Genomic DNA, 22,669 nt, shown 5'->3' with positions numbered 1-22,669 from the left:
GTTGACCAATTATTATCGACAGCCTAAGGAACGCACGATCAAATGGCAACCGGCAATGGTGGTTATTATTGCCGCGAGTACGTATCTAGAGTGACAGAGTAATGCCATAGCTATCATCTACGGGAAATCGACGATATTCACCGTTCCGGGCGACCGGAGGCGAAGGCCACGCAGCGGGAGATGCCGGCCAGGTCATTGCGGACCTCCAGCAGCCGCAATCCGAGCGCCTTGCCCAGGGTCGCGACGGTGTCCGCCTGACCGGCGCCCACTTCGAGGAAAAGCCCGCCGCCCCGCGCCAGCAGGCGGACGGCATCGGGCAGCAGGGCTCGGTAGGCGTCCAGGCCGTCCGGGCCGCCGTCCAGGGCTCGGCGGGGTTCGTGGTCGCGGACCTCGGGCATCAATCCCGCGATATCGGCCGTGGGGATGTAGGGAGGATTGGAGACGATCACGTCGAAAGGGCCCTCCCTGCCCTGGCCCCAGTTTCCTTCCTGGAAGGTGGCACGGTCGGCCAGGCCCAGAGCCTCGCCGTTGCCGCGGGCGACGGCCAGGGCGTCCGGGCTGGCATCGATGCCCAGGCCGTCGGCGCGCGGGAGTTCGTGCAACAGGGCCAGGAGCAGGCAGCCGCTTCCGGTTCCCAGGTCAAGCAGCCGCAATGCCTCGGCCTTTCGTCCCTTCAACCAAGCGAGAACGGCCTCGATCAGAGTCTCGCTGTCGGGGCGGGGAGTCAGGGTGTCGGCGCTTACCCGGATGGGCAGACCCCAGAATTCCCGTTGCCCGAGGATATGAGACATGGGCTCGCGGGCGGTCCGGCGCCCGGCCAACGCCGCCAGTGCCTCCGCGGGGCCCGGACCGAGGGGGATCTCGGGGTGGGCGAAGAGTGCCGTCGGCAGCATGCCGGTAGCGGCGGCGACCAGCAGGCGGGCTTCCAGGCGTGGATTGTCGATACCGGCAGCGGCAAGCCGCACCGCCACCTCGGCCAGGGCATGGCCGACGGTCACTGTCATTCCACGTCGGCGGACAGGCGGGCCGCCTCGTCCTCGGCGGCCAGGGCGTCGATGATCTCGTCCATCTCGCCGTCCAGGAAGCGGTCCAACTTATGAAGCGTGACGTTGATGCGGTGGTCGGTCACTCGACCTTGCGGGAAGTTGTAGGTGCGGATGCGCTCCGAGCGGTCGCCGGAACCGACTTGGCTCTTGCGCTGGGCTGCGCGTTCGGCCTCGCGCTGCTGGCGTTCGTTCTCGTAGAGCCGGGCGCGCAGGATCTTCATCGCCTTGGCCTTGTTCTTATGTTGGGACTTTTCGTCCTGGCAGGTGACCACGACGCCCGACGGCATGTGGGTAATGCGCACCGCGCTGTCGGTGGTGTTGACGTGTTGTCCTCCCGCGCCCTGGGACCGGTAGACGTCGATGCGCAGATCCTTTTCCTCGACGTGGATATCGACTTCTTCCGCTTCGGGCAGCACGGCCACGGTGGCGGCCGAGGTATGGATGCGCCCGCCCGACTCGGTGACCGGCACCCGCTGCACCCGATGGACGCCGGATTCGAACTTGAGGCGGGCGAAGACGTTCTTGCCGGTAATCGTGGCAACCGCCTCCTTGAAGCCGCCGATGCCCGTTTCGCTGAGTTCCAGGATATCGAACTTCCAGCGGTGTTCCTCGGCATAGCGCTGGTACATGCGCAGCAGGTCGGCGGCGAACAGGGCGGCCTCGTCGCCGCCGGTGCCGGCCCGTACCTCCAGGATGGCGTTCTTCTCGTCGGCCGCGTCCTTGGGCAGCAGCATGATCTTGATGCGGTGCTCCAGGTCGGGAAGGCGCGCCGCCAGATCCTCCCGCTCCGCTTCGGCCAGGGCCTTCATGTCGGCATCGGCGCCCGTGTCGGCGAGAATTTCCTCGGCCCCCCGCAGATCCTCCTCGGCGCGACGCAGGTTGCGGATCGCCTCCACGATGGGGCCCAGGTCGGAATATTCCTTGGACAAGCGGGCGAATTCCTGGCCCGTGGGCACCCTTTCGCCCGACAGCATCCGGCCTAGTTCGTCATGGCGCTCCGCCACCCGGTCGAGCTTCCGTTCAAGGCTCATTGGTCCTCCAGCCGGAACAGACGCGCCAGAAGGTCTTCCATGGCGCGCCACTCTTCCTCGCCGCCCGCCCCGGCGGCGTGGCGCATGACCTCCGACGGATCGTGCAGCAGGCGGCTGGCCAGAAGCCGGGTCGCCTTGTCGGCATCGCCGCCGGCGTCCCTGAGGGCCGCCTCGCGCAGGGTTTCGACGTGGGCACGCAGCCGGATCAGAGCCGGAACGGCGGCGCGTTCGGCGCGTCCGCGCTGGAAGGCGGCCAGTTCCTCGTCCAGGATGCGCCAAGCGTCGCGGGCCTGGCTTTCGCGCCCCGCCCGGCCTTCCATGGCGACCCGCTCCAGGTCGTTGAGGTCGTAGAGGAACGCCCCGTCCAGCTTGCCCGTCGCCGGGTCCACGTCGCCGGGAATGCCGGTATCGACCAGGAACACCGGCTTGCGGCGGCGATGCTTCAGCGCCTGGGCCATCATCCCGGCGGTAACCGCATGCCTGCGGGTGCCCAGCGAAGTCAGCACCACGTCGGCTTCGGCCAGCAAGTTGTCCAGGTCGGAAAAAGCGCCGTGATGACAACCCAACTGGCGTGCCACCGCCTCGCCGCGGCTTTCCAGGGGATGGGTGACCGAAAGATGGGCGAGGCCGCCGGCGACCAGATCCTGGGCCACCAGTTCGCCCATGTCGCCGCCGCCGATCAACAGGCCCCGGCAACGATCCAGATCGCCGTGCACGTCGCGGGCAAGCTGTACCGCGGCGGCGGCGATGGAGACCGGTCCCTCGCCGATTGCGGTTTCGCTGCGCACCCGCTTGGCGGCGGCATAGGCGGCCTGGAGAAGGGCTTCCATCTCGGGCCCCACCATGCCGGCGTCGCGGGCCAGGCGATGGGCGTCCTTGACTTGGCCCAACACCTGGGGCTCGCCGATCATCAGGCTGTCCAGGGAGGCTGTGACGGCGAACAACTGACGCAAAGCCGCCGGGCCTTGGTGACCGTAGACTTGGCCTTCCAGGTCGCCGGCTTGCAGACCGGCGTGGACGGCAAGGGCCTCGACGATCAGGCGGTGGGCGATGGCGGGATCGGGATGAATGGCCTGCACCTCGACCCGGTCGCAGGTCGACAGAGCCACCGCCTGGTCCAATCCCTTGTCGCGCAGACGGTGCAGGAAAGCGGGAACGGCAGCTTCCTCGACGAACAGGCGATCGCGCAGCATCATCGAAGACGAGCGATGGTTGGCCCCGACGACGACCAGCCGGGCGACCGCTTCCGTCATGGCGTCTCCCGAAGGCGGGAAGCGGCCTCGGCCAGGGGGATTTCGGTCTGGTCGCCGCTGCTCATGTCGCGCAGCACCACGGTGCCACGGGCAAGTTCATCGCCCCCCAGGATGAGGGCGGCGCGGGCCTTCACCTTGTCGGCGCGCTGCAGGCGCTTCTTCAGGTTTCCCGAATGGCCCAACTCCGCAACCAAGCCCGCACGACGCAATTCCAGCGCCAAAAGAAACGCGGCGTCCTGGGCCTCGGGGCCTACCGGGACGACGGCGACGGGGCGGGGCGCCTCGGCGACGCCTTCCACCAGCATGGCAAGCCGTTCCACTCCTGCCGCCCAGCCGATACCGGGCGTCGGCGGTCCGCCCATCTGCTGGATCAGGCCGTCGTAGCGGCCGCCCGCCAGCACCGTGCCCTGGGAGCCCAGGTGCGTGGTGGTGAACTCGAAGGCGGTATGGCAGTAATAGTCTAGGCCGCGCACCAGCTTCGGATTCACCTGGTAGGGCACGCCGGCCAAGTTCAGGCCCCTCAGGGTCTCGTCGAAAAAGGCCTTGGCGTCGTCGGTAAGGCTTTCGCCGATCAGCGGCGCATCGGTCACCACGGCCCGGTCGCCCTCGTCCTTGGAATCGAGGATGCGCAACGGGTTCTTTTCCAGGCGGGCGCGGCTGTCTTCCGACAGACGGTCGCGGAAGCCGGAGAAATACTCGACGAGGTTGGCTCGGTAGCGGTCGCGGCTCTCCGCATCTCCCAAGGTGTTGATTTCGCAGACTACCTTGCCGGCTAACCCGAGCGTGCCCAGGAAGTCCGCCGCCATGGCGATGACTTCGGCGTCGGCCAGGGGCTTCTCGACGCCCAGAAGTTCGATGCCCACCTGATGGAACTGGCGCTGGCGGCCCTTCTGCGGGCGCTCGCGGCGGAACATGGGGCCGCGATAGAAGACCTTGAGCGGCAGGTTCTGCGCCAAGCCGTTGGAGATGAAGGCCCGGGCCACGCCGGCCGTGCCTTCGGGGCGTAGCGTCAGGAACTCGCCTCCCTTGTCCTCGAAGCTGTACATCTCCTTGGTGACGATGTCCGAGGTCTCGCCGAGGGTCCGGGCGAAGACGTCGGTGAACTCGAAGATCGGCGTGGCGATTTCCTCGAAACCGTAGCGGCTGGCGACGGCCCGCGCCAGTTCGGCCACATGGCGGTGGCGGCGCATGTCGTCGGGCAGCAAGTCGTGGGTGCCGCGTACCGGCTGCAGGCCCGCCATGGTCACCCCTCCTTGGCCGCGCGGATCTCGGCGGCGCGCTTCTCGACAAGATCGACGATGTGGTCGAGCAGTTCCTTCTCGCCGATGCGATGGTCGGAGACACCGGCGATGTAGACCATGTGGTTGCCGCCGCCGCCGCCCGTGACGCCGATGTCGGTCTCGCGCGCTTCGCCCGGCCCGTTGACCACACAGCCGATCACCGACAGGGTGAGCGGCACCTCGATATGGGCCAGACGGTCTTCGAGGGCCGCCACGGTGCCAATGACGTCGAAACCCTGGCGGGCGCAGGTGGGGCAGGCGACGATCCTGACGCCGCGATGGCGCAGGTCCAGTGACTTCAGGATGTCGAAACCGACCTTGATCTCTTCCACCGGATCGGCCGACAGGGATACGCGAATGGTGTCGCCGATGCCTTCCCAGAGCAGCATGCCCAAGCCGATGGACGACAGCACGGTGCCCGACCGCAAGCCGCCGGCTTCGGTGATCCCCAGGTGCAAGGGGTAGTCGCAGGCCTTGGCCAGCGCCCGGTAGGCGGCCACGGTCAGGAACACGTCGGAAGCCTTGACGCTGATCTTGAAGTCGAAGAAGTCGTTGTCCTCCAGCAGCCGGGCATGATGCAGGGCGCTTTCGACCATGGCTTCCGGGCAAGGCTCCCCGTACTTCTCCAGCAGATCCTTTTCCAGGCTGCCGGCGTTCACCCCGATGCGCATGGAACAGCCGTGATCGCGCGCCGCCTTGACCACCTCCCGCACCCGGTCGTCGGACCCGATGTTGCCGGGATTGATGCGCAGGCAACGGGCGCCGGCCTCGGCGGCCTCGATGGCGCGCTGGTAGTGGAAGTGGATGTCGGCAACGATGGGAACCTGGGACTCGCGGCAGATGGTGTGCAGGGCCGCCGTGGATTCCTTGTCGGGGCAGGAGACGCGCACGATGTCGGCCCCCGCCTCGGTCAGGCGACGGACCTGGTCCAGGGTCGCGCGGGCGTCCGAGGTCGGCGTGTTGGTCATCGACTGCACGGTGATGGGGGCGCCGCCACCCACCGGGACGTCGCCGACCTTGACCTGTCGACATTGCCGACGCGCGATGTTGCGATAGGGACGGGCGCTGCTCATGGGACGGGGTCCGGCTAGTTGCCGGTGGAATCGACGGCGGTGCCGCTCTTCAGGCGATCCGGGTCCAGGACGATGTTGCGCCGGACCATGCCCGAATTGCCGATGGACGGCACCGTTTGACCGTCGACGCGGATTTCCAGGGCGCCGGCATTGCCGGTCGCCAGCTTGAGGCCCGGCATCGTCGGTACCCGGTAGATGTCGCCGGTGCGCAGCACGCGGGTGGAAACGATCTTGTTGTTGGCGTCGTCGCGCACCTGTATCCAACTGTCCGATGTCGCCTTGACCACCACCCGCGAAGACTCGGCTTCGGGAGCGCCGAACGTCCGGTTGCCCGAGGAATCCGACTGAGGCGTCGGCGCCGCTTCGGGCGAACTTTCGGCGGCGGGCGTCGCGGCCTTTTCCTTCTCCGCCTTCTCGCGGGCGGCCTTCTCCTTGGCCTCTAACGCCAGCCTTTCCTTCTCGGTCTTCTCGCGGGCGGCCTTGTCCTTCGCCTCCTGGGCGGCCTTTTCCTTCTCGGCCTTTGCCTTCTCCTTGGCTTCGGCGGCTTTTTCCTTCTCGGTCTTCAGAGGTTCGGCCGGCTTCTCGGCTACCACCGGCGCCGCGGCCGGTTCGGCGGGCGCCACCTGGGGCGCCGCGGGAGCGGGGGGCGGTACCGGAGCCGGGGCTTGCGCCGGCATGGGAGCCGGCTCGGCCGGCTTCTCCGCGGAAGCCATGGGCGCGACGTCGGGAGACGGCTTGGCCTCGGGTATGGCGGCGGGTTGGAACAGCCTTTCCGAACCCTGGGCAGGGGGGGGAGGGGCCTCGCTGCCCTCCGGCTTCTTATCGACGGGCGAATCTTCGGTCTTGGCCATGGTTTCGGGAACCGACGATACCAAGTCCCGGAAGAAGGCTCCCTTGCCGGAAGTCACGTACCAGCCGCCGTAGGCAACCGCCGCGATCATCAGGCCAACGAACAGGATGCCGGCCTTGGGCACGCCGGATTCCACCACCGGCGAGGGAAAGTCCAACTGGGAGCGGACCTGGGGGGCCGGAACCGCTTCCTTTTTGAAGCGCCGCACCACCTCTTCGCCATCCAGGCCCAGGTAATCGGCGTAGGAACGGACAAAGCCGGCGGCGTAAGTCGGACCGGGCAGGTCCTGGAAACGCCCTGCCTCGATGGAGTCCAGGAACGCATAGCGGATTTTCAAGGCGTTGGCGACGTCCCGCAACTCCTCGCCGCAGCGCAGTCGCGACGCCTTCAGCAGCATACCGACCCCGGCGGCGGCGGGAACGTCTTCTTCGGCCTCGTGGGAGGGCGCGACTTGCTCGGGGGGGGACTGAGACTCGGTCATCGTCGATCAGGTTCCTGCAACAAAGATCGGCCCCCGCAGCCAACCCGTCCATCGGTTGCTGGATACGAAGGCCTTTCTCATCCGATGGCGCACATTCTGCCAGACTGAGCCCGAATTGCAACCCGGAAACCCATCCGGCACCCCTGCGATTCCCAGGGAGTTGCCGGGACCGTCAGGGGGGGAGGACGACCCCATGGTCGCGGGCGAAGGCCTTGAGGCGTTCCCGCAGGCTACGCTGGGTGGATTGGCGAAGATCGGCCAGATAGTCGGCGAGCGGCGCCGCGCGGAGCGAGCGGATCATGGCCTTGACGGGCCACACGGTGGCCGGCACCACGGACAGGCGGCGGAAGCCGAGCCCGATCAGGGTCATGGCTTCCAGGGGCCGGCTGGCCATCTCGCCGCAGAGACTGAAGGGCTTGCCGACGGCGGCGCATTGCTCGGCCACCGAGCCCAGGAAATTGAGCACCGGCGGCGACAGCATGTCGTAGCGTTCGGAAAGGCGAGGGTTGCCGCGGTCGCAGGCAAACAGGAACTGCATCAGGTCGTTGCTGCCGATGGACAGGAAATCCACCTGCTTCAGCAGGGCGGGCAACTGGAAGGCCAGCGAAGGGACCTCGAGCATGGCGCCCACCTGGACGGCGGCGGGCAGCGTCGCCCCCAGCCGGCGCTCGCGGTCCAGTTCCATGTCGAGCAGGTCGCGGGCGGCGGAGAATTCGGCGACGTCGGCGATCATGGGGAACATGACGTAGAGATCGCGCCCCGCCCCGGCCCGCAACAGGGCCCGCAACTGCTGGCGCAGCATGGCCGGGCGATCCAGCGAGATACGGATGGCCCGCCAGCCCATGGCCGGGTTCTCCTCGTCGGCGGTTTGCCAGTAGGGCAACACCTTGTCGCCGCCCACGTCCAAGGTACGGAACACCACCGGCCTGCCATGGGCTTGGTCCAGGACCCGGCCGTAGAACTGGGCCTGTTCGGGAACGGTGGGGAAGTCGGACCGCACCATGAACGGCACTTCGGTGCGATAAAGCCCAACCCCGTCGGCGCCGAAGCGTTCCACGTGTTCCAGCTCAGCCAGCAGGCCGACGTTGACCAGCAGGTCGATGCGCTGTCCGTCCAGGGTGACGGCCGGCAGGTCCTTGAGATCGGCGTAGGCGTCGCGCTGGCGGGCGATGGCCTTCAGGTTTTCGGCGAAGGCCAGTTGGATGTCTTCGCCCGGACGGATGAAGACTTGGCCGCGATCCCCATCGACGATCACCGGATCGCCGTTCTCGATGCGCCCCAGCACGTCGCGCACATGGCCGATCACCGGGATGTCGAGGGCCCGGGCGATGATGGCCACGTGGGAGGTGGCGGTACCTTCTTCCAGGACCAGTCCGCGCACCTTGGCGCGGTCGTAATCCAGAAGCTGGGCCGGCCCCATGTTGCGGGCCACGATGACCGCGTCGGTCGGCAATTCGCCCTGGGCCGCCTTTCCGTCTTCCCCCAGCAGGTGGCGGAGCAGCCGGTGCGCCAGGTCCTCGAAATCGTGGATGCGTTCCTTCAGGTAGGCGTCCTGGACCTGGCTCATGCGGGCCCGGATGTCGCTCTGCACCTTCTGCACGGCGGCTTCGGCGGTCAGCCCCCCGTTGATCGCCTCGTCGATGCGCGACAGCCAGCCCGCGTCCTCGGCAATCATGCGGTAGGTCTCGATGACCTCGCGGTGCTCGCCGGCACCCTGCAGGTCGCCCTTGCGGAACAAGGCGTCCAAGGCGCCATGCATGTCCGCCACCGCCTGGTGCAGGCGGGCATGCTCGTGGCCGATGTCCGTCGCCACCATGCGGTCGACGGCGACCTGGGGTTCGTGCAGCACGGCGGTGCCGATGGCGATGCCGCCGTTGAAGCGCACGCCTTCCAGACGCAGCGGCAACAAGGCGTTGCCGTCGGCGGGGAGCAGTTCCGCCTTGCCGATCAGTTCTCCGCCCGCCACCATTTCGGCCAATACCATGGCGACGGTCTGCAGGGTCTCCACATCCTCGTCCAGGTAGCGGCGGAAGGTCTTGTTCTGTACCACCAGGACGCCGATGACGCGGCCGCCGCGCAGGATCGGCACGCCCATCAGGGAATGGTAAAGTTCCTCGCCCGTTTCCGGTCGGAAGACGAACTTGGGATGGCTCTGGGCGTCCGACAGGGCGAGCGGCCGCGCATGGGCGGCGATGTCCCCCACCACGCCTTCGCCGACTCTCAGGCGGGTGAAGTGGACGGCCTGTTCCTTGAAGCCCACGTTGGCGAAGAGTTCCAGCAGGTCGCCGGCGCGTCGCACGTAGAAGGAGCAGACTTCGGCCGCCAGGTCCTCGGCGATCAGGCGCACGATGCGATCCAGGCGGACCTGGGCCAATTCGTGGGTCGCCATGATATCGCGCAGCCGTGCCAGGAGTTGGCGCGGCTTGAGGCCGGGGCGGGTGTCCGTCATTTCAGGGCGTCCCCGGCCCGCAGCGGGACGCCAGCGCCGCGAGGGCTTGGTCCACCAGTTCGGCGACGATTTCGGCGGTGGGTTGTTCGCGGGTCACCATGCCGACGCTCTGGCCGGCCATGAGCGAGCCGTTTTCCACGTCGCCGTCGATGGCGGCGCGGCGCAGGGCGCCCGCCCAGTAGTGCTCGATTTCCAACTGGGCCTGCTTCTGGTCCAATTCGCCATTGCGGAAACGCGCGATGACCGCGTGCTGGGTCTCGATGAAGCGCTGGGTGCCGTCGTTGGCCAGGGCGCGCACCGGAATCACCGGGAAGCGCGGGTCGACCTGCACGGTCGGCATGGCGTCGCGGGCCTGGCCCTTGATGAAGGCCTGCTTGAAGGCGTGATGGGCGACGCATTCGCATGCGCAGACGAAGCGGGTGCCCAGTTGGCAGCCCGACGCTCCCATCTCCAGGTAGGACAGCATGGCCTCGCCGCGCCCGATGCCGCCGGCCACGAAGACCGGCACGTCCCGGACCTGGGGCAGGATCTCCTGGGCCAGCACGCTGGTGGAAACGGGGCCGATATGGCCGCCGGCTTCCGATCCCTCGATGACCAGGGCGTCGGTCCCGCTGCGCACCAGTTTCTTCGCCAGCACCAGGGCGGGGGCGAAGCAGATGGCCTTGGCGCCCGCGTCCTTGACCTTCTTGATCGAGGCGCCGCTGGGCAGGCCGCCGGCCAGGACCACATGGGTGCATTCGCGGGCGATGCAGACGTCGATCAGGGCGTCCAGGTCGGGATGCATGGTAATCAGGTTGACGCCGAAGGGCTTGACGGTCAGGGCCTGCGTGGCTTCGATCTCGGCGTCCAGTTGCGCCGGATTCATGGAACCGCAGGCGATCACCCCGAAGCCGCCCGCATTGGAAATGGCGGAAACCAGGTTCCGTTCCGACAGCCAGGACATGGCGCCGCCCAGGATGGCATGACGCGTGCCAAGGAACTCGCAGCCGCGCCGCCAGAGCTGGTCGAGGCGTTCCTGCGGCGAAAGGGCGTTCATGTTCAGTCCGTCTTGTCGAGGCCGTAGACGTGATGCAAGGCGCGCTGGGCGAGTTCGCTGTATTCCTCGTCGATCAGCACGCTGACCTTGATCTCCGATGTCGAGATGACCTGGATGTTGATGCCCTTCTCGGCCAGCGTCGAGAACATCTTCTGCGCCACCCCGGCATGGCTGCGCATGCCGACGCCCACCACCGAGATCTTGACCACGTTGGAATCCGAGATGATCTCGGCGTACTTCAGGTCGTCCTTCCGGGCTTCCAGGGTCTTGACCGCCCGTTCCAGGTCGGTCTTGCCCACGGTGAAGGTAAGGTCGGTGGTCTTGTGGTCCGGCGAGATGTTCTGGACGATCATGTCCACGTTGATCGCCGCGTCGGCCAAAGGCCCGAAGATGGCGGCGGCGACGCCGGGCCGGTCGGCCACTTGCCGGAGGGTGATCTTCGCTTCGTTGCGGTCGTAGACGATGCCGCTGACCAGTGCCTGTTCCATGTCCTTGATCTCGCTTTCATCGACGACAAGGGTGCCCGGCGCGTCCACCAGCGAGGACAGCACCTGCACCCGGACCTTGTGCTTCATGGCCATCTCGACCGACCGGGTCTGCAGGACCTTGGCCCCCACGGAGGCCATTTCCAGCATTTCCTCGTAAGTGATCTTGTCGAGCTTCCTGGCCTTGGAAACGATGCGCGGATCGGCGGTGTAGACGCCGTCCACGTCGGTATAGATGTCGCAGCGGTCGGCATCGATGGCGGCGGCCACCGCCACCGCCGAGGTGTCCGAACCGCCCCGCCCCAGGGTGGCGATGCGCCCTTCCGGGGCGACACCCTGGAAACCGGCGACGACCGCCACCTCGCCCTTGGCCATGCGGGCCGCCATGCCGTCGGCCGGGATGGCCTCGATGCGCGCCTTGCCGTGGGTGGGATCGGTATGGATGGGGACCTGCCAGCCCTGCCAGGACCGGGCCTCCACGCCCAAGGCCTGGAGCGCCAGGGCCAGAAGCCCCGAGGTCACCTGTTCGCCCGAAGCGACGACGGCGTCGTACTCGCGGGCGTCGTAGAGCGTCGCAATCTCGTCGACGTAGGCGACGAGCTGGTTGGTCACCCCGGCCATGGCCGAAACCACCACCGCCACCTCGTTGCCGGCGTCCACCTCGCGCTTGACGCGCTGGGCCACGGCCTTGATGCGCACGGTGTTGGCCACCGAGGTGCCGCCGAATTTCATCACGATGCGGGCCATTGTCGGTCCTCCCCTCGCAAACGTCTGACCGCCGGCGGCCGTTCGATGCTTGTGGCCGGGCGGCGGGCGGGTATACATACTCGCAACGCTTTTGCCTGGCAAGGGAAGGAGACGACCATATGGCCGCCGCCCGCCGCACCAAGAAGAAGGCCCCGGAAGTGCCGGGCACGGCCTCGGCCGATGAGGTCGCCCGCTTCACCGCCATGGCGGAGGAATGGTGGGACCCCCACGGCAAGTTCCGGCCCCTGCACGACCTCAATCCGCCGCGCGTCGACTTCATCCGCACCCACCTGGCCCGCCATTTCGGCAAGAGCCTGGGGGCCGGGCGGCCCTTCGAGGGACTGGCGGTGCTGGACGTGGGCTGCGGCGGCGGGTTGCTGTCCGAGCCCTTGTCCCGCCTGGGCGCGAAGGTGGTGGGCATCGACGCCGGGGAAGCCAACGTCCAGGTGGCCCGCATCCATGCCGAAGGCGAAGGCCTCGCCATCGACTACCGCCAGGGCCTGCCGGAGGAACTGGCGGTCGAGGGCAAGCTCTACGACGCGGTGCTGGTGATGGAGGTGGTGGAACACGTCCCCGACGTCGACGCCCTGCTGCAAGCCTGCGCCCGCTTGGTGCGGCCGGGTGGCGTCATGGTGCTGTCCACGGTCAACCGGACGCTGAAGGCCTTCGCCCTGGCCAAGGTGGCGGCGGAATACATCCTGCGCTGGCTGCCCGCCGGCACCCACGACTGGAACAAGTTCCTCCGGCCCTCCGAACTGGCCGCCGCCCTCGCCCGCCAGGGCCTGGATGTCATCGACCTCAAGGGCATGGGCTACAACCCCCTGGCCGGCGCCTGGTACCTGACGGCCGACCTGGACGTCAACTATCTGGTCCTGGCGACCAAGGGCTGAACCTTCGATCCCGGCAAGGCGAAGCGAAGCCCTGCGCGCCCGGCCGAGGCCGCAAGGCCCGTTCCATTTCCGCCACAATGGATTGTCTGCGTCCCGCCATGACCAGACAACATATGGTTTTGTCTTTAAAATCCAGGCGTTAGCTCGCATGTAGAGTCCTTATCGTATTTGACTCAATGATGCAGTTCATCTACAAGCGAAACAATCGCATCGGGGAAACCGATGTCAGCCGCCCCCGAAATTTCCGGAGGGGCTTGGCCGGGTCGCGGTTAGCAAACCGGCAAGGGCAGCGGCCAGGACGACCATGGCGGCCGACGTCCAGAGGCAGGCTTCCAGCCCCGCCATCTGGTAGGTCAATCCCGACAAGAAGGTTCCCCCCAGACGCCCGATGGCGTTCGCCATGTAGTAGAAGCCGACGTTGAGCGCCACCTTGTCGTGGTCCGAGTAGGCCACGATGAGATAGGAATGCACCGACGAGTTGATGGCGAAGACGATGCCGAAGACCAGCAGGCCGCCGATCAGGGCCGGCGCGGCGAAGGGCGTTCCCAGCCCCAGGGCGATGGCGGCGGGCAGCAGGGCCAGCACGAAGCCCCAGAAGCGCGCCGCCCTTGCGCCGCTTGCGGCGTCGCGGGTCTTGCCCAGCAGGCGCGGTGCCGCGGCCTGGACCATTCCGTAGCCGACGATCCAGGCGGCCATGAATCCGCCTACCTCATCGAATCTCCAGCCAAGTCGGTCGGCCAGGAAGATCGGCAGTCCGACCACGAACCAGACGTCGCGGGAAGCGAACAGGAAGACCCGCGCCGCCGACAGCAGGTTTATCTCCCGGCTCTTGGAAAAGACGTCGCGCCGGGAAACCTGCTTGGCCTTGCCCAGGTCGGCCCGTACCGTCATGACGGCCAGGCCCAGCACCACGACCAGCGCGGCCGCCATCGCCCAGAGGGATTCCCGGAAGCCCAGCCCCTCCAGCAGGATACCGCCCAGCAGGAAGCCCAAGCCCTTCAGCGCGTTCTTCGAGCCGGTGAGCAGGGCCACCCACTTGAACAGCAGGCCCTGGCCTTCCTTCTTTACCACCAGCTTGACCGCGCTCTTGGAACTCATCTTGGTGAGGTCCTTGGCGACGCCGCTCAAAGCCTGGGCCGCCATCACGTAGGCGACCGAAAACGCGAGCGCCCACTCCGGGTCGAGGGCGGACAGCATGAGCAGGGCGGCGACCTGGATCGCCAGTCCGGCGAACAGGGTGACGCGCAGCCCGAAGCGGGCGCCGATCCAGCCGCCCACCAGGTTGGTGACCACCCCCATGGCCTCGTAGAGCAGGAACAGGATGGAGAGGTCCAGCGGCGTGTAGCCCAGCCGGTGGAAATGCAGCAGCACCAGCATGCGCAGCGCGCCGTCGGTGAGCGTGAAGGCCCAGTAGGCGGCGGTGACGGCGGCGTAGTTGCGGATGTCGGCCATGGGGGCCCCTCTACATCGTGGCGGCCACCTTGCGGGCCAAGTCGATCATCCGGTTCACGTAGCCCCATTCGTTGTCGTACCAGGTGTAGATTTTCACCATGCGGCCATCCACCACCATGGTCGAGGGGCCATCGACGATGGAGGACCGGGGATCGTTGACGAAGTCGGTGGAGACCAGCGGGCGTTCCTCGAACCCGAGGATGCCTTTGAGCGGTCCCTCGGCCGCCGCCTTGAACAGGCCGTTGAGTTCCTCGGCCGAGGTGGGGCGCCCCACCTCGAACACGCAGTCGGTGAGGGAGGCGTTGAGCAGCGGCACCCGCACCGCATGGCCGTTCAGCTTCCCCTTGAGTTCCGGATAGATCAGGGTGATCGCGGTGGCCGAACCGGTGCTGGTCGGGATCAGGGCGTTGAGCGCCGAACGGGCGCGGCGCAGGTCCTTGTGGGGGGCATCCACCACCACCTGGGTATTGGTGACGTCGTGGATGGTGGTGATGGTGCCGCGCAGGATGCCCAGGGCTTCGTGCACCACCTTGACCACCGGGGCCAGGCAGTTGGTGGTGCAGGAGGCGGCGGTCAGAAGATGGTGGCGCGCCGGATCGTAGAGATGGTCATTGATGCCGAAGACGACGTTGAGCGCCTCCTCCTTGACCGGGGCGGCGACGATCACCTTGCGGGCGCCGTTGTCGAAGTGGGGCTTGAGGGTGGCGGGCGTGCGGAACTTTCCGGAACCCTCGATCACCAGATCGACGCCCAGGTCCGCCCAAGGGATGTCCTTGGGCGAGGCGTGTTCGCTGAAGCCGATTCGGCGGCCATCGACGACCAGGCTTCCGCCTTCGGCCCGGCAGGACCGGTCCCAGCGGCCGTGCACGGTGTCGAACTCGGTCAAGTGGGCGGCGCATTCCGGCCCGCCCTTGACCTCGTTGATATGGACGATCTCGATGCCGGGACGCTCCCAGGCGGCGCGTAGCGCCAAACGCCCCATGCGGCCGTAGCCGTTGATGCCGATGCGGACGGTCATGCGGAAGCTCTCCTCTCGTACCATGCCTTGGTGGAATTGACGACTTTCACCACCGACAGCATCACCGGCACCTCGACCAGCACGCCGACCACGGTGGCCAGCGCCGCTCCGGACTCGAAGCCGAACAGGCCGATGGCGGTGGCGACCGCCAGTTCGAAGAAGTTGCTGGCGCCGATCAGGGCCGACGGCCCGGCGACGCAATGGGCGACGCCCAGATGCCGGTTCAGCAGGTAGGCGAGGCCGGAGTTGAAATAGACCTGGATCAGGATCGGCACCGCCAGCAGCGCGATGACCAGGGGCTCGGCCAGAATGCGCTCCCCCTGGAAGCCGAACAGCAGCACCAGGGTGGCCAAAAGGGCGGCTGGGGAGAGGGGCTGCAAGATCGCCAGGATGCGGGCCAGTGCCGCCTCGCCATCCTGGGCCAGCAGCCGCGACCGCCAAACCTGGGCGATGGCGACCGGCACGACGATGAACAGGACCACGGAGATCAAGAGCGTTTCCCAGGGCACGACGATGGACGACAGGCCGAGCAGCAGCCCGACGATGGGCGCGAAGGCGAAGATCATGATGCTGTCGTTGAGCGCCACCTGGCTCAACGTGAAATGGGGCTCGCCGTCCGACAGGCTGCTCCAGACGAAGACCATGGCGGTGCACGGCGCCGCCGCCAGGATGATCAGCCCGCCGATGTAGGAATCGATCTGGTCGGCGGGCAGCAGCGGGGCGAAGAGGCCGCGAATGAACAGCCAGCCCAGCAGCGCCATGGAAAAGGGCTTTACCGCCCAATTGACGAACAGGGTGACGCCGATGCCGCGCCAGTGCTCCTTAACCTGGTGCAGGGCGCGGAAGTCGATCCGGAGCAGCATGGGGACGATCATCAGCCAGATCAGCACCGCCACCGGCAGGTTGACCCGTGCCACCTCCATCCGGCCAATGGCCTGGAAGGGCTGGGGCCAGACATGGCCGAGCCCGATGCCGGCGGCGATGCAGAGCGCCACCCAGAGGGTCAGGTAGCGCTCGAAATATCCAAGGGGCGCTCGGGCGGACATGAAATGGGCTTCCTTCGTCAAGTCTTACGGAATTCCGCGGCCGGATGCCCCCAAGATCGCCGGAATGGAAGATGTGAGGGCCCCCGCCAAGCCCGCACCAAGCCGGTGGCGACGAAATTATTTCTACATTTCTACATTTATCAAAAAATAGGTGTTCCGGCAATCATCGCGCATGGCCTATTTCGTCCAGCCGCTTCTGGAGGCTCAGGCGGTCCAGCGAGGCCACGGGCAGGCTGACGAAGATCGAAAGCCGGGTGTTCAACATGCGGTGGGTTTCGGCGAAGGCAAGGCCGACTTCCGCCGCGTTGCCTGTTGCGGCGACGGGATCGGGGACGCCCCAATGGGCGGTCATCGGCTGCCCCGGCCAGACGGGGCAGACCTCGTTGGCGGCCTTGTCGCAGACGGTGAAGACGAAATCGAGTTCGGGAGCCCCAGGGCGGGAGAATTCCTCCCAACTCTTGGACCGCAACTCGCCCACCGGATAGTTGAGGCGCTTCAGCAATTCCAGGGTCTGCGGATTGACCGTGCCCGCCGGTTGGCTGCCGGCACTGAAGGCGCGGAACTTGCCCACTCCCAAACGGTTGAGGATGCATTCCGCCATGATGCTGCGTGCCGAATTGCCAGTGCAGAGGAACAGGGTATTGAAGATGCGATCGGCCATCGGTTTCCTCCGGCTTCGACTGTTTTGGAAGCGTGGAACAATTTCTGTGTAGTCGCATATCGTGACAACGAGATGACCGTTCCGTGACATTCACCCTCAGGCGCCTCACTTCTTCTTCGGGCAGAGGCTGTCCAGGTAGCGGTAGCTCTGTTCGGTGTCGATGGCGCCGTTGGAGCGGTCGGCGTCCTCCTGCATCGCCTTGAAGCGCTGCGCCAAGCTGGCGGAAAGCTGCTTGATCGTGGCCTGGGATGCCGCGTTCCTTTCGGTCATCCAGACCGGCGCCTGGCTGCGGGCTAGTTGTTCCGCCAGCGCCTTGGCCAGGGGGGCGTGCTTGTCGAAGGACTGCCGGTAGAGCTGCACATGCTGCATCTCGTGAGTCAGGGTTACCTTGTATTCGCACCCGTTGCGCGGGTTCTCCTTGGCGACGAAGATGGTCAGGTCCTTGAACTCCAAAGTGACGTCGACCTTGCTGAGGTAGGCGCAGAAACCGTTGCCGTCGGGCCTGACCAGGGCTTCGCCGGTCACCTTGTAGGCGTAGCTGCCCTTGGTCAAGCCGTTGATAACCCGGCCGGGCGTGGCCTTGCGGGTGGTGAAGCGGGCCAGGTCGGCGCGGCTGTAGGCATCGTAGAAAACCGGCTGGGCGGGGAAGCTGCTCTTGAAGGCGACCGTCGGAGGCGCCGCGGCCGGGCCGCAGGCGGCTTGGGCCGTGACGGGGGCCAGGATCGCGGCGAGCAGAGGGAAAAGAATTCTCATCGTCTCACCAGATCGCGCAACGGCGGCCGAGCGCCTGATAGCTCTCGGGCGTATCGATCCCCGCATGGGCGAGGGTCATTTCGGTTTCCATGATTTTCAGGGTCGGGGCCAAGGCGGCGAGCAGGCGGTCGACCGCTGCCTGGACGGCCTCGTCGGGTTGGGCCGTTCGTATCGGCGGCAGGCCGCGCGCCTCCTCTTCCAGGCGCGCGCGCAAGGCCGGAAGATGGTGCAGGAAGGTTTGGCGGGCGATGGCCGCGTGCTCCATCTCGTGCTCCCGGATGGCGGCGAAGGGACAGGTGCCGGGGCGGTGCTCACGCGCCACATGGACCGTCAGGTCGCGCACGTCCAGCCGGCCGTTCGCCCCCGTTACCTGGACGCAACGGCTGCCGTCGGGCAGGCCGAGGGTCTGGACCCGGACAGCCACCAGGGTCTCGTAAGCGACCGTGGTCAGGCCGCCGGCCCGCCAGCCCTGGCCCATGCCGTGGCTGGTGCGGGATTCGATCTCGGCTCGGCTCAGGCGATGGTCGAACGCCGGCTGGACGGGGATGTTGGCTTCGAACTCGACGTGCGGCGGGCCGGGCAGGAAAGGAGGACAGTACCCAGTCCCCGCCGCCCCGGCGGGGGGCGCCACGGCAACTGCCAACAGGAACGTCGCGAACAGCCGCTTCATCGTGGTCCGATCATAGCGCATGTGCTAGGGAAGGAGCCATGATTCGCATCGCCACATGGAACGTCAATTCGGTAAGGGCCCGCCTGCCCATCCTGCTGGACTGGCTGCGGGAGGCCGCGCCGGATGTGCTCCTGCTGCAGGAGATCAAGTGCGAAGCCGACGGCTTCCCTTTCCTGGAGATGGAATCCCTGGGCTTTCGGGCAGCGGTGGCGGGGCAGAGGACCTACAATGGCGTCGCCGTCTTGTCGCGCCATCCCTTGCGGGTTCTGCGCGATCGCCTGCCGGGTGACGAGACCGACGAACAGGCCCGCTACCTGGAAGTGGAGACGAGTGGCCTGCGGGTGGCCTCGCTCTATGTTCCCAACGGCAACCCGGTGGGCACCGACAAGTTCGCCTACAAGCTGGGTTGGCTGGAGCGGCTGAAAGTCCATGTGGCCGGTCTGCTGGAGGAGGAGGTGCCGTTGGTGTTGGGCGCCGACTGGAACGTGGCGCCTGAAGACCGGGATGTCCATGATCCCATCGTTTGGGCCAACGACGCGCTCTGCCGGCAGGAAAGCCGGGCGGCCTACCGCCGGCTTTTGCACCTGGGACTGATCGACGCCTTCCGCGTCCTGCATCCGGAGGCGGGGCGGCATAGCTGGTGGGACTACCGGGCCGGGGCATTCGCTCGCGACGAGGGGCTGCGCATCGATCACCTTCTGTTGTCCCCGCAGGCCGCCGACCGTCTGGAAACCGCGGGAATCGACCGCAGGCCACGGGCTCTCGAGAAGGCTTCGGACCATACGCCGGTCTGGTGCGTGCTGCGCGACGAGAGCAATTCCGGCCTTTGACGGCATTGCTCATCGCTCCGCCCGGAGGGCCTGGATCGGCTCTAGGCTCCCTGGCAGGCGCACCTGAGGGCCGCTTGCAGGTCATGGGAGACCGTGTGCCGGTAAAGGTCGTCCTCGATGTCGAACAGGGCCTTCAGGGACCGCTGGCCCGTGGTGGCCGCCAGCTCGTCCCGGATGGCCCGGGCTTTGGCGAGGAGGGAGCGGTGGACTTCCCGATGTTCCTCGATCCGGAAGCTGTCGACGTCGGCCAGGAGATCTTCCTCGCGTCCGAAATGCCGGGCGATGGCCTCGACGATCTGATCGTAGAGGGCCAGGATACCCGCCTGGGGCGATTCGACGAAAATCGCCTTTTCCACCCCCCGAAAGAGATGGTCCAACTGCGCGTGATCGTCGTCCACTTCGGGAATACCCGTCAAGACGGGGCTTCGGGAATATAGATCGCCACCCCTCATGGGCCGTTCCTCCAGTCCTCGCGTCGCCGCCAACGATACACATCGAAGGGCGAAGAATCCAGTTTCCGATGACTCGCGAGGCGAGAAAGGGAACCGGTCGTGTCGACCGTCACGGAACGGCGGAGCGGGGTGTGTCAGGATGAGCTTGGATCAAGGGCCCCGTTTCCCGAGCAGCTCCGAAAGGCCCACGGCCCGGATCCGACCGGCCCCGCAAGGGGCCGGTCTCATGTTTGGCCGTTCCCCCAAACCGAAATTCTTATAAATGAGATTAAATTTTTGATAGTAATTGCGTGCAAATTCAACGAAATCTGACACGCATGGTTTTCAATGCCGTCGAAATGGCATAACATCCCATGCGCCGTTCGGGTTCTTCAAAAAAATGAGGGAAGGGGAAACTGTGGCGGGCTCAATCTTATCGACCGTCCTGCATCGTCGGGGCGAAGGGTGGCTGTTGGCTTTCGTAATCGCTTGTTGGCCGGTGGCGGCACAGGCGGAAACGGTGAGGATCGGGGCGACCGGCGCGGCCTTGGGCGCGCTGGACTGGCTTGCCGTTGCCTTTCGGGAAGACCAGGGGACCCATGCGATCGAGGTCGTGCGCCCTTCCGTGGGCAGCACGGGCGCCATCCTCGGGGTGATCCGCGGCGAAATCGGGTTGGGCATCAGTTCCCGCCCCTTGAAGGAGGCGGAAAAGGCCCAGGGTGCGGTCCAGCGGGAATTGGGCCGCAGCCCCTTCGTCCTGGCGACGGCCCGCGAGACGCCATCGGGTCTGACGCTTGGGCAGTTGGCGGATTTCTACGCGGGCCGGGCCACGGTTTGGCCAGGGGGCGGCCGGGTACGGGTCATCCTGCGCCCGGCGAACGATTCGGACACCGGTCAGTTGAAGACCCTGTCTCCGGCCATGACGGCGGCGGTCGAATCCGCGTTCGAACGGCCCGGCATGGCCATCGCCGCCACCGACCAGGAAGCCGCCGACCTGATAGCACGCGTTCCCGGCGCCTTGGGCCCGACCACGCTCGCGATCATCCGCGGCGAGAACAGGCCGCTGCGGGCCCTGGCGCTCGAGGGAGTGGCGCCCAGCTTGCGGGCGGCGATGGACGGCAGCTATCCCTACGTCAAGACTTTCCATCTGATTCTGCCGGCGCGTCCCGGTCAGGCGGCAGTCGCCTTCGTCGATTTCCTGAAGTCGGGGCTGGGGCGACAGGTGCTCCGGGACGCCGGTTTCTGGGTCACCTTGAAGGAAGGGGAGTAGGGCCATGGATGCACGCCATGCCTTGGAGGTCTCCCTTGCCTGGGCGACCGGCATCCTGGCGGTTCTGATGGCCGCCGGCATGCCCGCCGCCTACTTTCTTTCCGGCTATCAACATGATCTCGGGCAATTCGAGGCCCAGTCCGACGGCGTCGTGCGCGCGGTCAACGCCAAGATCGCCGAGGTGCCCGATACCTGGCGCCTCGAAGAGGCGCGATTCGCAGCCCTGCTGCAGTCGGTGCATGCCGAATGGGAAAGTGCCGAGGGAGAGATGCATTTCCTCCGACTCCTGGATGGAGGCGGAGTGACAGTCGCCTCGGCGGGAAGGGATCTGCCCTGGCCGGCGGTTGGATTCGTCCGCCCGGTACATGACTTCGGCGTCGAGGTGGGGCGGCTGGAGGTCGCGCAGTCCTTCCGCCAGTTGTCCATCCGCACGGCGAAGGTGGCGGTGGTGGGGTTGATCCTGGGATTGATAGTATTCTTTCCCTTGCGGCTGATTCCGCTCCGAGTCTTGGGCCGGACCGCCGCCGCCCTGGCGCGGGAACGTGCCCGCGCCGAAGTCATCCTGAACTGCGTCGGCGAAGGCGTGGTGGTCATCGACCGGAACGAAATCATCGGCTATCTCAATCCGGCCGGCGCCCGGCTTCTGCAATGGGACCGGACGGAGGCCCTCGGTCTGCCCCTGGAGCGGGTCTTCCACCTCAAGGAAGGCGCCTGCAAGAACGGTGGCCGGGTGCGCGACGCCACCATGCTGCGCCCCGACGGCTCGGAACTGGCCGTCGAATACGTGGTGGCGGACGTCATGGAAGACGAAAAGGCCACCGGGCAGGTGGTCGCCGTCCGCGACGTGAGCGAGCGGGCCAAGGCGGCCCACGCCCTGGCTTGCAAAGCTGCGGAATTGGAACGGTCCAATGCCGAGTTGCAGCGCTTCGCCTACATTGCCTCGCACGACCTGCAGGAACCTTTACGTACCGTCACGTTCTACACGCAGATCCTGAAGAAGCGGTACGCCCCGCAGTTGGGGACGGAAGGGATCGAATTCGTCGACTTCGCCACCGATGGCGCGCGCCGCATGTCGATGCTGATCAAGGATCTGCTGGAAGTTTCGCGGGTACAGGCCCAGGCGGAAGTGCGCCAGCCGACCGTCGCCGAGGATGTCCTCGCCACGGTGATGGAGTCCATGGCCCGGCTGATCGTGGAGAACCTGGCCGTCGTCACCCACGCGCCCTTGCCGACGGTGATGGCGAACGACAAGCAGCTTTTCCGCCTGTTCCAGAACCTGATCGGCAACGGCATCAAGTTCCGTGGCGAACGCCCCCCCGAAGTCCATGTGGCCGCGCGGCGGGATGGCGACTTCTGGATCTTCTCCGTGAGGGACAACGGCATCGGCATCGCGCCCGAATATTTCGACCGCATCTTCGTCATCTTCCAGCGCCTGCATACCCGCGACGAATACGACGGGACCGGCATCGGGCTGGCGGTCTGCAAGCGGATCGTCGAGGCCCATGGCGGCCGCATTTGGGTCGAGTCGGAGCGGGGAAAGGGCAGCACCTTCTTTTTCTCCCTGCCGGCGGCCCTCGATTCCGCCCGGCCGGCGAGCGAAGTCCGCGAGTCTCTTCCGGCCTGACGATCGAGAGAGACCTCGCGCGCATGTGATATTAAATCGCAGTCGCACTGAGGTAGACTGGGCCCGTGCATGACGACCAAGGAGTCTTCCGCTTCCGTGGGCGGCGAACATGGATCGCGACAAGGTTGGGAAGTTCGGCGGACCGGGAGCGCGGCGGTTCGTCGACGATGGCCCCCGACACCCGGCGGCGGTTCCGAGAGGAGCCGCCGCCGCGGTTTTTCCGAGCCGGCATCCGTGCTGGAGCCGATCCGGGAATGACGGAATCGGCTCTTGTCATTGCCCTTGGCCGCCCG

General features: G+C 66.6%; 20 protein-coding genes. 4 read left to right on the top strand and 16 right to left on the bottom strand.

Annotated elements, in window-relative coordinates; all coding sequences use genetic code 11:
* Positions 1-137 precede the first annotated feature (137 nt).
* The 9 genes from prmC to H7841_03100 all read right to left on the bottom strand — a co-directional run bounded on the left by prmC (position 138) and on the right by H7841_03100 (position 11,731).
* Positions 138-1,004 (bottom strand): peptide chain release factor N(5)-glutamine methyltransferase, encoded by an 867-nt coding sequence (prmC, locus tag H7841_03140; GenBank protein ID MEO5335877.1) that lies wholly within the window; start codon positions 1,002-1,004, stop codon positions 138-140.
* Positions 1,001-2,077, bottom strand: coding sequence for a peptide chain release factor 1 (prfA, locus tag H7841_03135; protein ID MEO5335876.1), 1,077 nt, complete (start codon positions 2,075-2,077; stop codon positions 1,001-1,003). The genes prmC and prfA overlap by 4 nt, the downstream gene beginning before the upstream one ends.
* A complete protein-coding gene (gene hemA / locus H7841_03130) occupies positions 2,074-3,330 on the bottom strand; it encodes a glutamyl-tRNA reductase (protein MEO5335875.1) in 1,257 nt (418 codons plus the stop codon). The genes prfA and hemA overlap by 4 nt, the downstream gene beginning before the upstream one ends.
* The gene (gene hisS, locus H7841_03125; protein ID MEO5335874.1) at positions 3,327-4,571 is read right to left on the bottom strand and encodes a histidine--tRNA ligase; all 1,245 of its coding nucleotides are present in this window, start codon (positions 4,569-4,571) and stop codon (positions 3,327-3,329) included. The genes hemA and hisS overlap by 4 nt, the downstream gene beginning before the upstream one ends.
* Before the next feature lie 2 nt (positions 4,572-4,573).
* Positions 4,574-5,683: a flavodoxin-dependent (E)-4-hydroxy-3-methylbut-2-enyl-diphosphate synthase gene (gene ispG, locus H7841_03120; GenBank protein MEO5335873.1), complete on the bottom strand. Its 1,110-nt coding sequence runs from the start codon at positions 5,681-5,683 to the stop codon at positions 4,574-4,576.
* Positions 5,684-5,697: 14 nt separating this feature from the next.
* A complete protein-coding gene (locus tag H7841_03115; GenBank protein MEO5335872.1) occupies positions 5,698-7,014 on the bottom strand; it encodes a DUF4115 domain-containing protein in 1,317 nt (438 codons plus the stop codon).
* Between the two features lie 172 nt (positions 7,015-7,186).
* Positions 7,187-9,463, bottom strand: a complete 2,277-nt coding sequence (ptsP, locus tag H7841_03110; GenBank protein ID MEO5335871.1) for a phosphoenolpyruvate--protein phosphotransferase — start codon at positions 9,461-9,463, stop codon at positions 7,187-7,189.
* A 1-nt stretch (position 9,464) separates the two neighbouring features.
* Positions 9,465-10,499, bottom strand: coding sequence for a nitronate monooxygenase (locus H7841_03105; protein MEO5335870.1), 1,035 nt, complete (start codon positions 10,497-10,499; stop codon positions 9,465-9,467).
* A gap of 2 nt (positions 10,500-10,501) precedes the next feature.
* Positions 10,502-11,731 carry an aspartate kinase gene (locus H7841_03100; protein MEO5335869.1) on the bottom strand — a complete coding sequence of 410 codons (1,230 nt, stop codon included), beginning with the start codon at positions 11,729-11,731 and terminating at the stop codon, positions 10,502-10,504.
* 119 nt (positions 11,732-11,850) lie between these two features.
* Between H7841_03100 and ubiG the strand changes: the two genes are divergently transcribed.
* The gene (ubiG, locus tag H7841_03095) at positions 11,851-12,621 is read left to right on the top strand and encodes a bifunctional 2-polyprenyl-6-hydroxyphenol methylase/3-demethylubiquinol 3-O-methyltransferase UbiG (GenBank protein ID MEO5335868.1); all 771 of its coding nucleotides are present in this window, start codon (positions 11,851-11,853) and stop codon (positions 12,619-12,621) included.
* A 225-nt stretch (positions 12,622-12,846) separates the two neighbouring features.
* Here the strand turns inward: ubiG and arsJ are convergent, their stop codons facing one another.
* From arsJ to H7841_03065, 6 genes are all read right to left on the bottom strand, one after another.
* Positions 12,847-14,073: an organoarsenical effux MFS transporter ArsJ gene (arsJ, locus tag H7841_03090; protein MEO5335867.1), complete on the bottom strand. Its 1,227-nt coding sequence runs from the start codon at positions 14,071-14,073 to the stop codon at positions 12,847-12,849.
* A gap of 10 nt (positions 14,074-14,083) precedes the next feature.
* Entirely contained in the window at positions 14,084-15,091 is a 1,008-nt protein-coding gene (locus H7841_03085; protein ID MEO5335866.1) for an ArsJ-associated glyceraldehyde-3-phosphate dehydrogenase, read from the bottom strand.
* Positions 15,088-16,137 (bottom strand): ACR3 family arsenite efflux transporter, encoded by a 1,050-nt coding sequence (gene arsB, locus H7841_03080; GenBank protein MEO5335865.1) that lies wholly within the window; start codon positions 16,135-16,137, stop codon positions 15,088-15,090. Before arsB ends, H7841_03085 begins: the two co-directional genes overlap by 4 nt.
* A 163-nt stretch (positions 16,138-16,300) precedes the next feature.
* The gene (locus H7841_03075; protein ID MEO5335864.1) at positions 16,301-16,798 is read right to left on the bottom strand and encodes an arsenate reductase ArsC; all 498 of its coding nucleotides are present in this window, start codon (positions 16,796-16,798) and stop codon (positions 16,301-16,303) included.
* A 105-nt stretch (positions 16,799-16,903) separates the two neighbouring features.
* Positions 16,904-17,551, bottom strand: coding sequence for a hypothetical protein (locus H7841_03070; protein MEO5335863.1), 648 nt, complete (start codon positions 17,549-17,551; stop codon positions 16,904-16,906).
* A 4-nt stretch (positions 17,552-17,555) separates the two neighbouring features.
* On the bottom strand, positions 17,556-18,221 hold the full coding sequence (locus tag H7841_03065) for a hypothetical protein (protein MEO5335862.1): 666 nt from the start codon (positions 18,219-18,221) through the stop codon (positions 17,556-17,558).
* Between the two features lie 38 nt (positions 18,222-18,259).
* On the opposite strand from H7841_03065, the gene xth reads away from it, so the two are divergent.
* Positions 18,260-19,051: an exodeoxyribonuclease III gene (gene xth / locus H7841_03060; protein ID MEO5335861.1), complete on the top strand. Its 792-nt coding sequence runs from the start codon at positions 18,260-18,262 to the stop codon at positions 19,049-19,051.
* A gap of 41 nt (positions 19,052-19,092) precedes the next feature.
* On the opposite strand, the gene H7841_03055 is transcribed toward xth, so the two are convergent.
* Complete coding sequence (locus H7841_03055) at positions 19,093-19,467, bottom strand: hemerythrin family protein (protein MEO5335860.1); 375 nt, start codon at positions 19,465-19,467, stop codon at positions 19,093-19,095.
* A 487-nt stretch (positions 19,468-19,954) separates the two neighbouring features.
* On the opposite strand from H7841_03055, the gene H7841_03050 reads away from it, so the two are divergent.
* Together H7841_03050 and H7841_03045 are read left to right on the top strand one after the other, a co-directional pair.
* Positions 19,955-20,752, top strand: coding sequence for a substrate-binding domain-containing protein (locus H7841_03050; GenBank protein MEO5335859.1), 798 nt, complete (start codon positions 19,955-19,957; stop codon positions 20,750-20,752).
* 4 nt (positions 20,753-20,756) lie between these two features.
* On the top strand, positions 20,757-22,376 hold the full coding sequence (locus H7841_03045; protein ID MEO5335858.1) for an ATP-binding protein: 1,620 nt from the start codon (positions 20,757-20,759) through the stop codon (positions 22,374-22,376).
* The last annotated feature ends 293 nt before the right edge of the window (positions 22,377-22,669 follow it).

The sequence above is a fragment of the Magnetospirillum sp. WYHS-4 genome (genome assembly GCA_039908345.1).
Classification (GTDB): Bacteria; Pseudomonadota; Alphaproteobacteria; order Rhodospirillales; family GLO-3; genus JAMOBD01.
Note: the sequence above shows the minus strand (reverse complement) of the source record. Positions and strands in the feature narration are given on the sequence as shown.

Excerpts from the sequence above, each read along its gene's own strand:
- hisS (MEO5335874.1), bottom strand. The coding sequence starts at position 4,571 with ATGGCGGGCCTGCAGCCGGTACGCGGCACCCACGACTTGCTGCCCGAC.
- prmC (MEO5335877.1), bottom strand. The coding sequence starts at position 1,004 with ATGACAGTGACCGTCGGCCATGCCCTGGCCGAGGTGGCGGTGCGGCTT.
- H7841_03085 (MEO5335866.1), bottom strand. The coding sequence starts at position 15,091 with ATGACCGTCCGCATCGGCATCAACGGCTACGGCCGCATGGGGCGTTTG.
- arsB (MEO5335865.1), bottom strand. The coding sequence starts at position 16,137 with ATGTCCGCCCGAGCGCCCCTTGGATATTTCGAGCGCTACCTGACCCTC.
- H7841_03100 (MEO5335869.1), bottom strand. The coding sequence starts at position 11,731 with ATGGCCCGCATCGTGATGAAATTCGGCGGCACCTCGGTGGCCAACACC.
- prfA (MEO5335876.1), bottom strand. The coding sequence starts at position 2,077 with ATGAGCCTTGAACGGAAGCTCGACCGGGTGGCGGAGCGCCATGACGAA.
- xth (MEO5335861.1), top strand. The coding sequence starts at position 18,260 with ATGATTCGCATCGCCACATGGAACGTCAATTCGGTAAGGGCCCGCCTG.
- H7841_03075 (MEO5335864.1), bottom strand. The coding sequence starts at position 16,798 with ATGGCCGATCGCATCTTCAATACCCTGTTCCTCTGCACTGGCAATTCG.
- ubiG (MEO5335868.1), top strand. The coding sequence starts at position 11,851 with ATGGCCGCCGCCCGCCGCACCAAGAAGAAGGCCCCGGAAGTGCCGGGC.
- H7841_03105 (MEO5335870.1), bottom strand. The coding sequence starts at position 10,499 with ATGAACGCCCTTTCGCCGCAGGAACGCCTCGACCAGCTCTGGCGGCGC.
- H7841_03115 (MEO5335872.1), bottom strand. The coding sequence starts at position 7,014 with ATGACCGAGTCTCAGTCCCCCCCCGAGCAAGTCGCGCCCTCCCACGAG.
- hemA (MEO5335875.1), bottom strand. The coding sequence starts at position 3,330 with ATGACGGAAGCGGTCGCCCGGCTGGTCGTCGTCGGGGCCAACCATCGC.
- arsJ (MEO5335867.1), bottom strand. The coding sequence starts at position 14,073 with ATGGCCGACATCCGCAACTACGCCGCCGTCACCGCCGCCTACTGGGCC.
- H7841_03070 (MEO5335863.1), bottom strand. The coding sequence starts at position 17,551 with ATGAGAATTCTTTTCCCTCTGCTCGCCGCGATCCTGGCCCCCGTCACG.
- H7841_03045 (MEO5335858.1), top strand. The coding sequence starts at position 20,757 with ATGGATGCACGCCATGCCTTGGAGGTCTCCCTTGCCTGGGCGACCGGC.
- ispG (MEO5335873.1), bottom strand. The coding sequence starts at position 5,683 with ATGAGCAGCGCCCGTCCCTATCGCAACATCGCGCGTCGGCAATGTCGA.
- H7841_03065 (MEO5335862.1), bottom strand. The coding sequence starts at position 18,221 with ATGAAGCGGCTGTTCGCGACGTTCCTGTTGGCAGTTGCCGTGGCGCCC.
- ptsP (MEO5335871.1), bottom strand. The coding sequence starts at position 9,463 with ATGACGGACACCCGCCCCGGCCTCAAGCCGCGCCAACTCCTGGCACGG.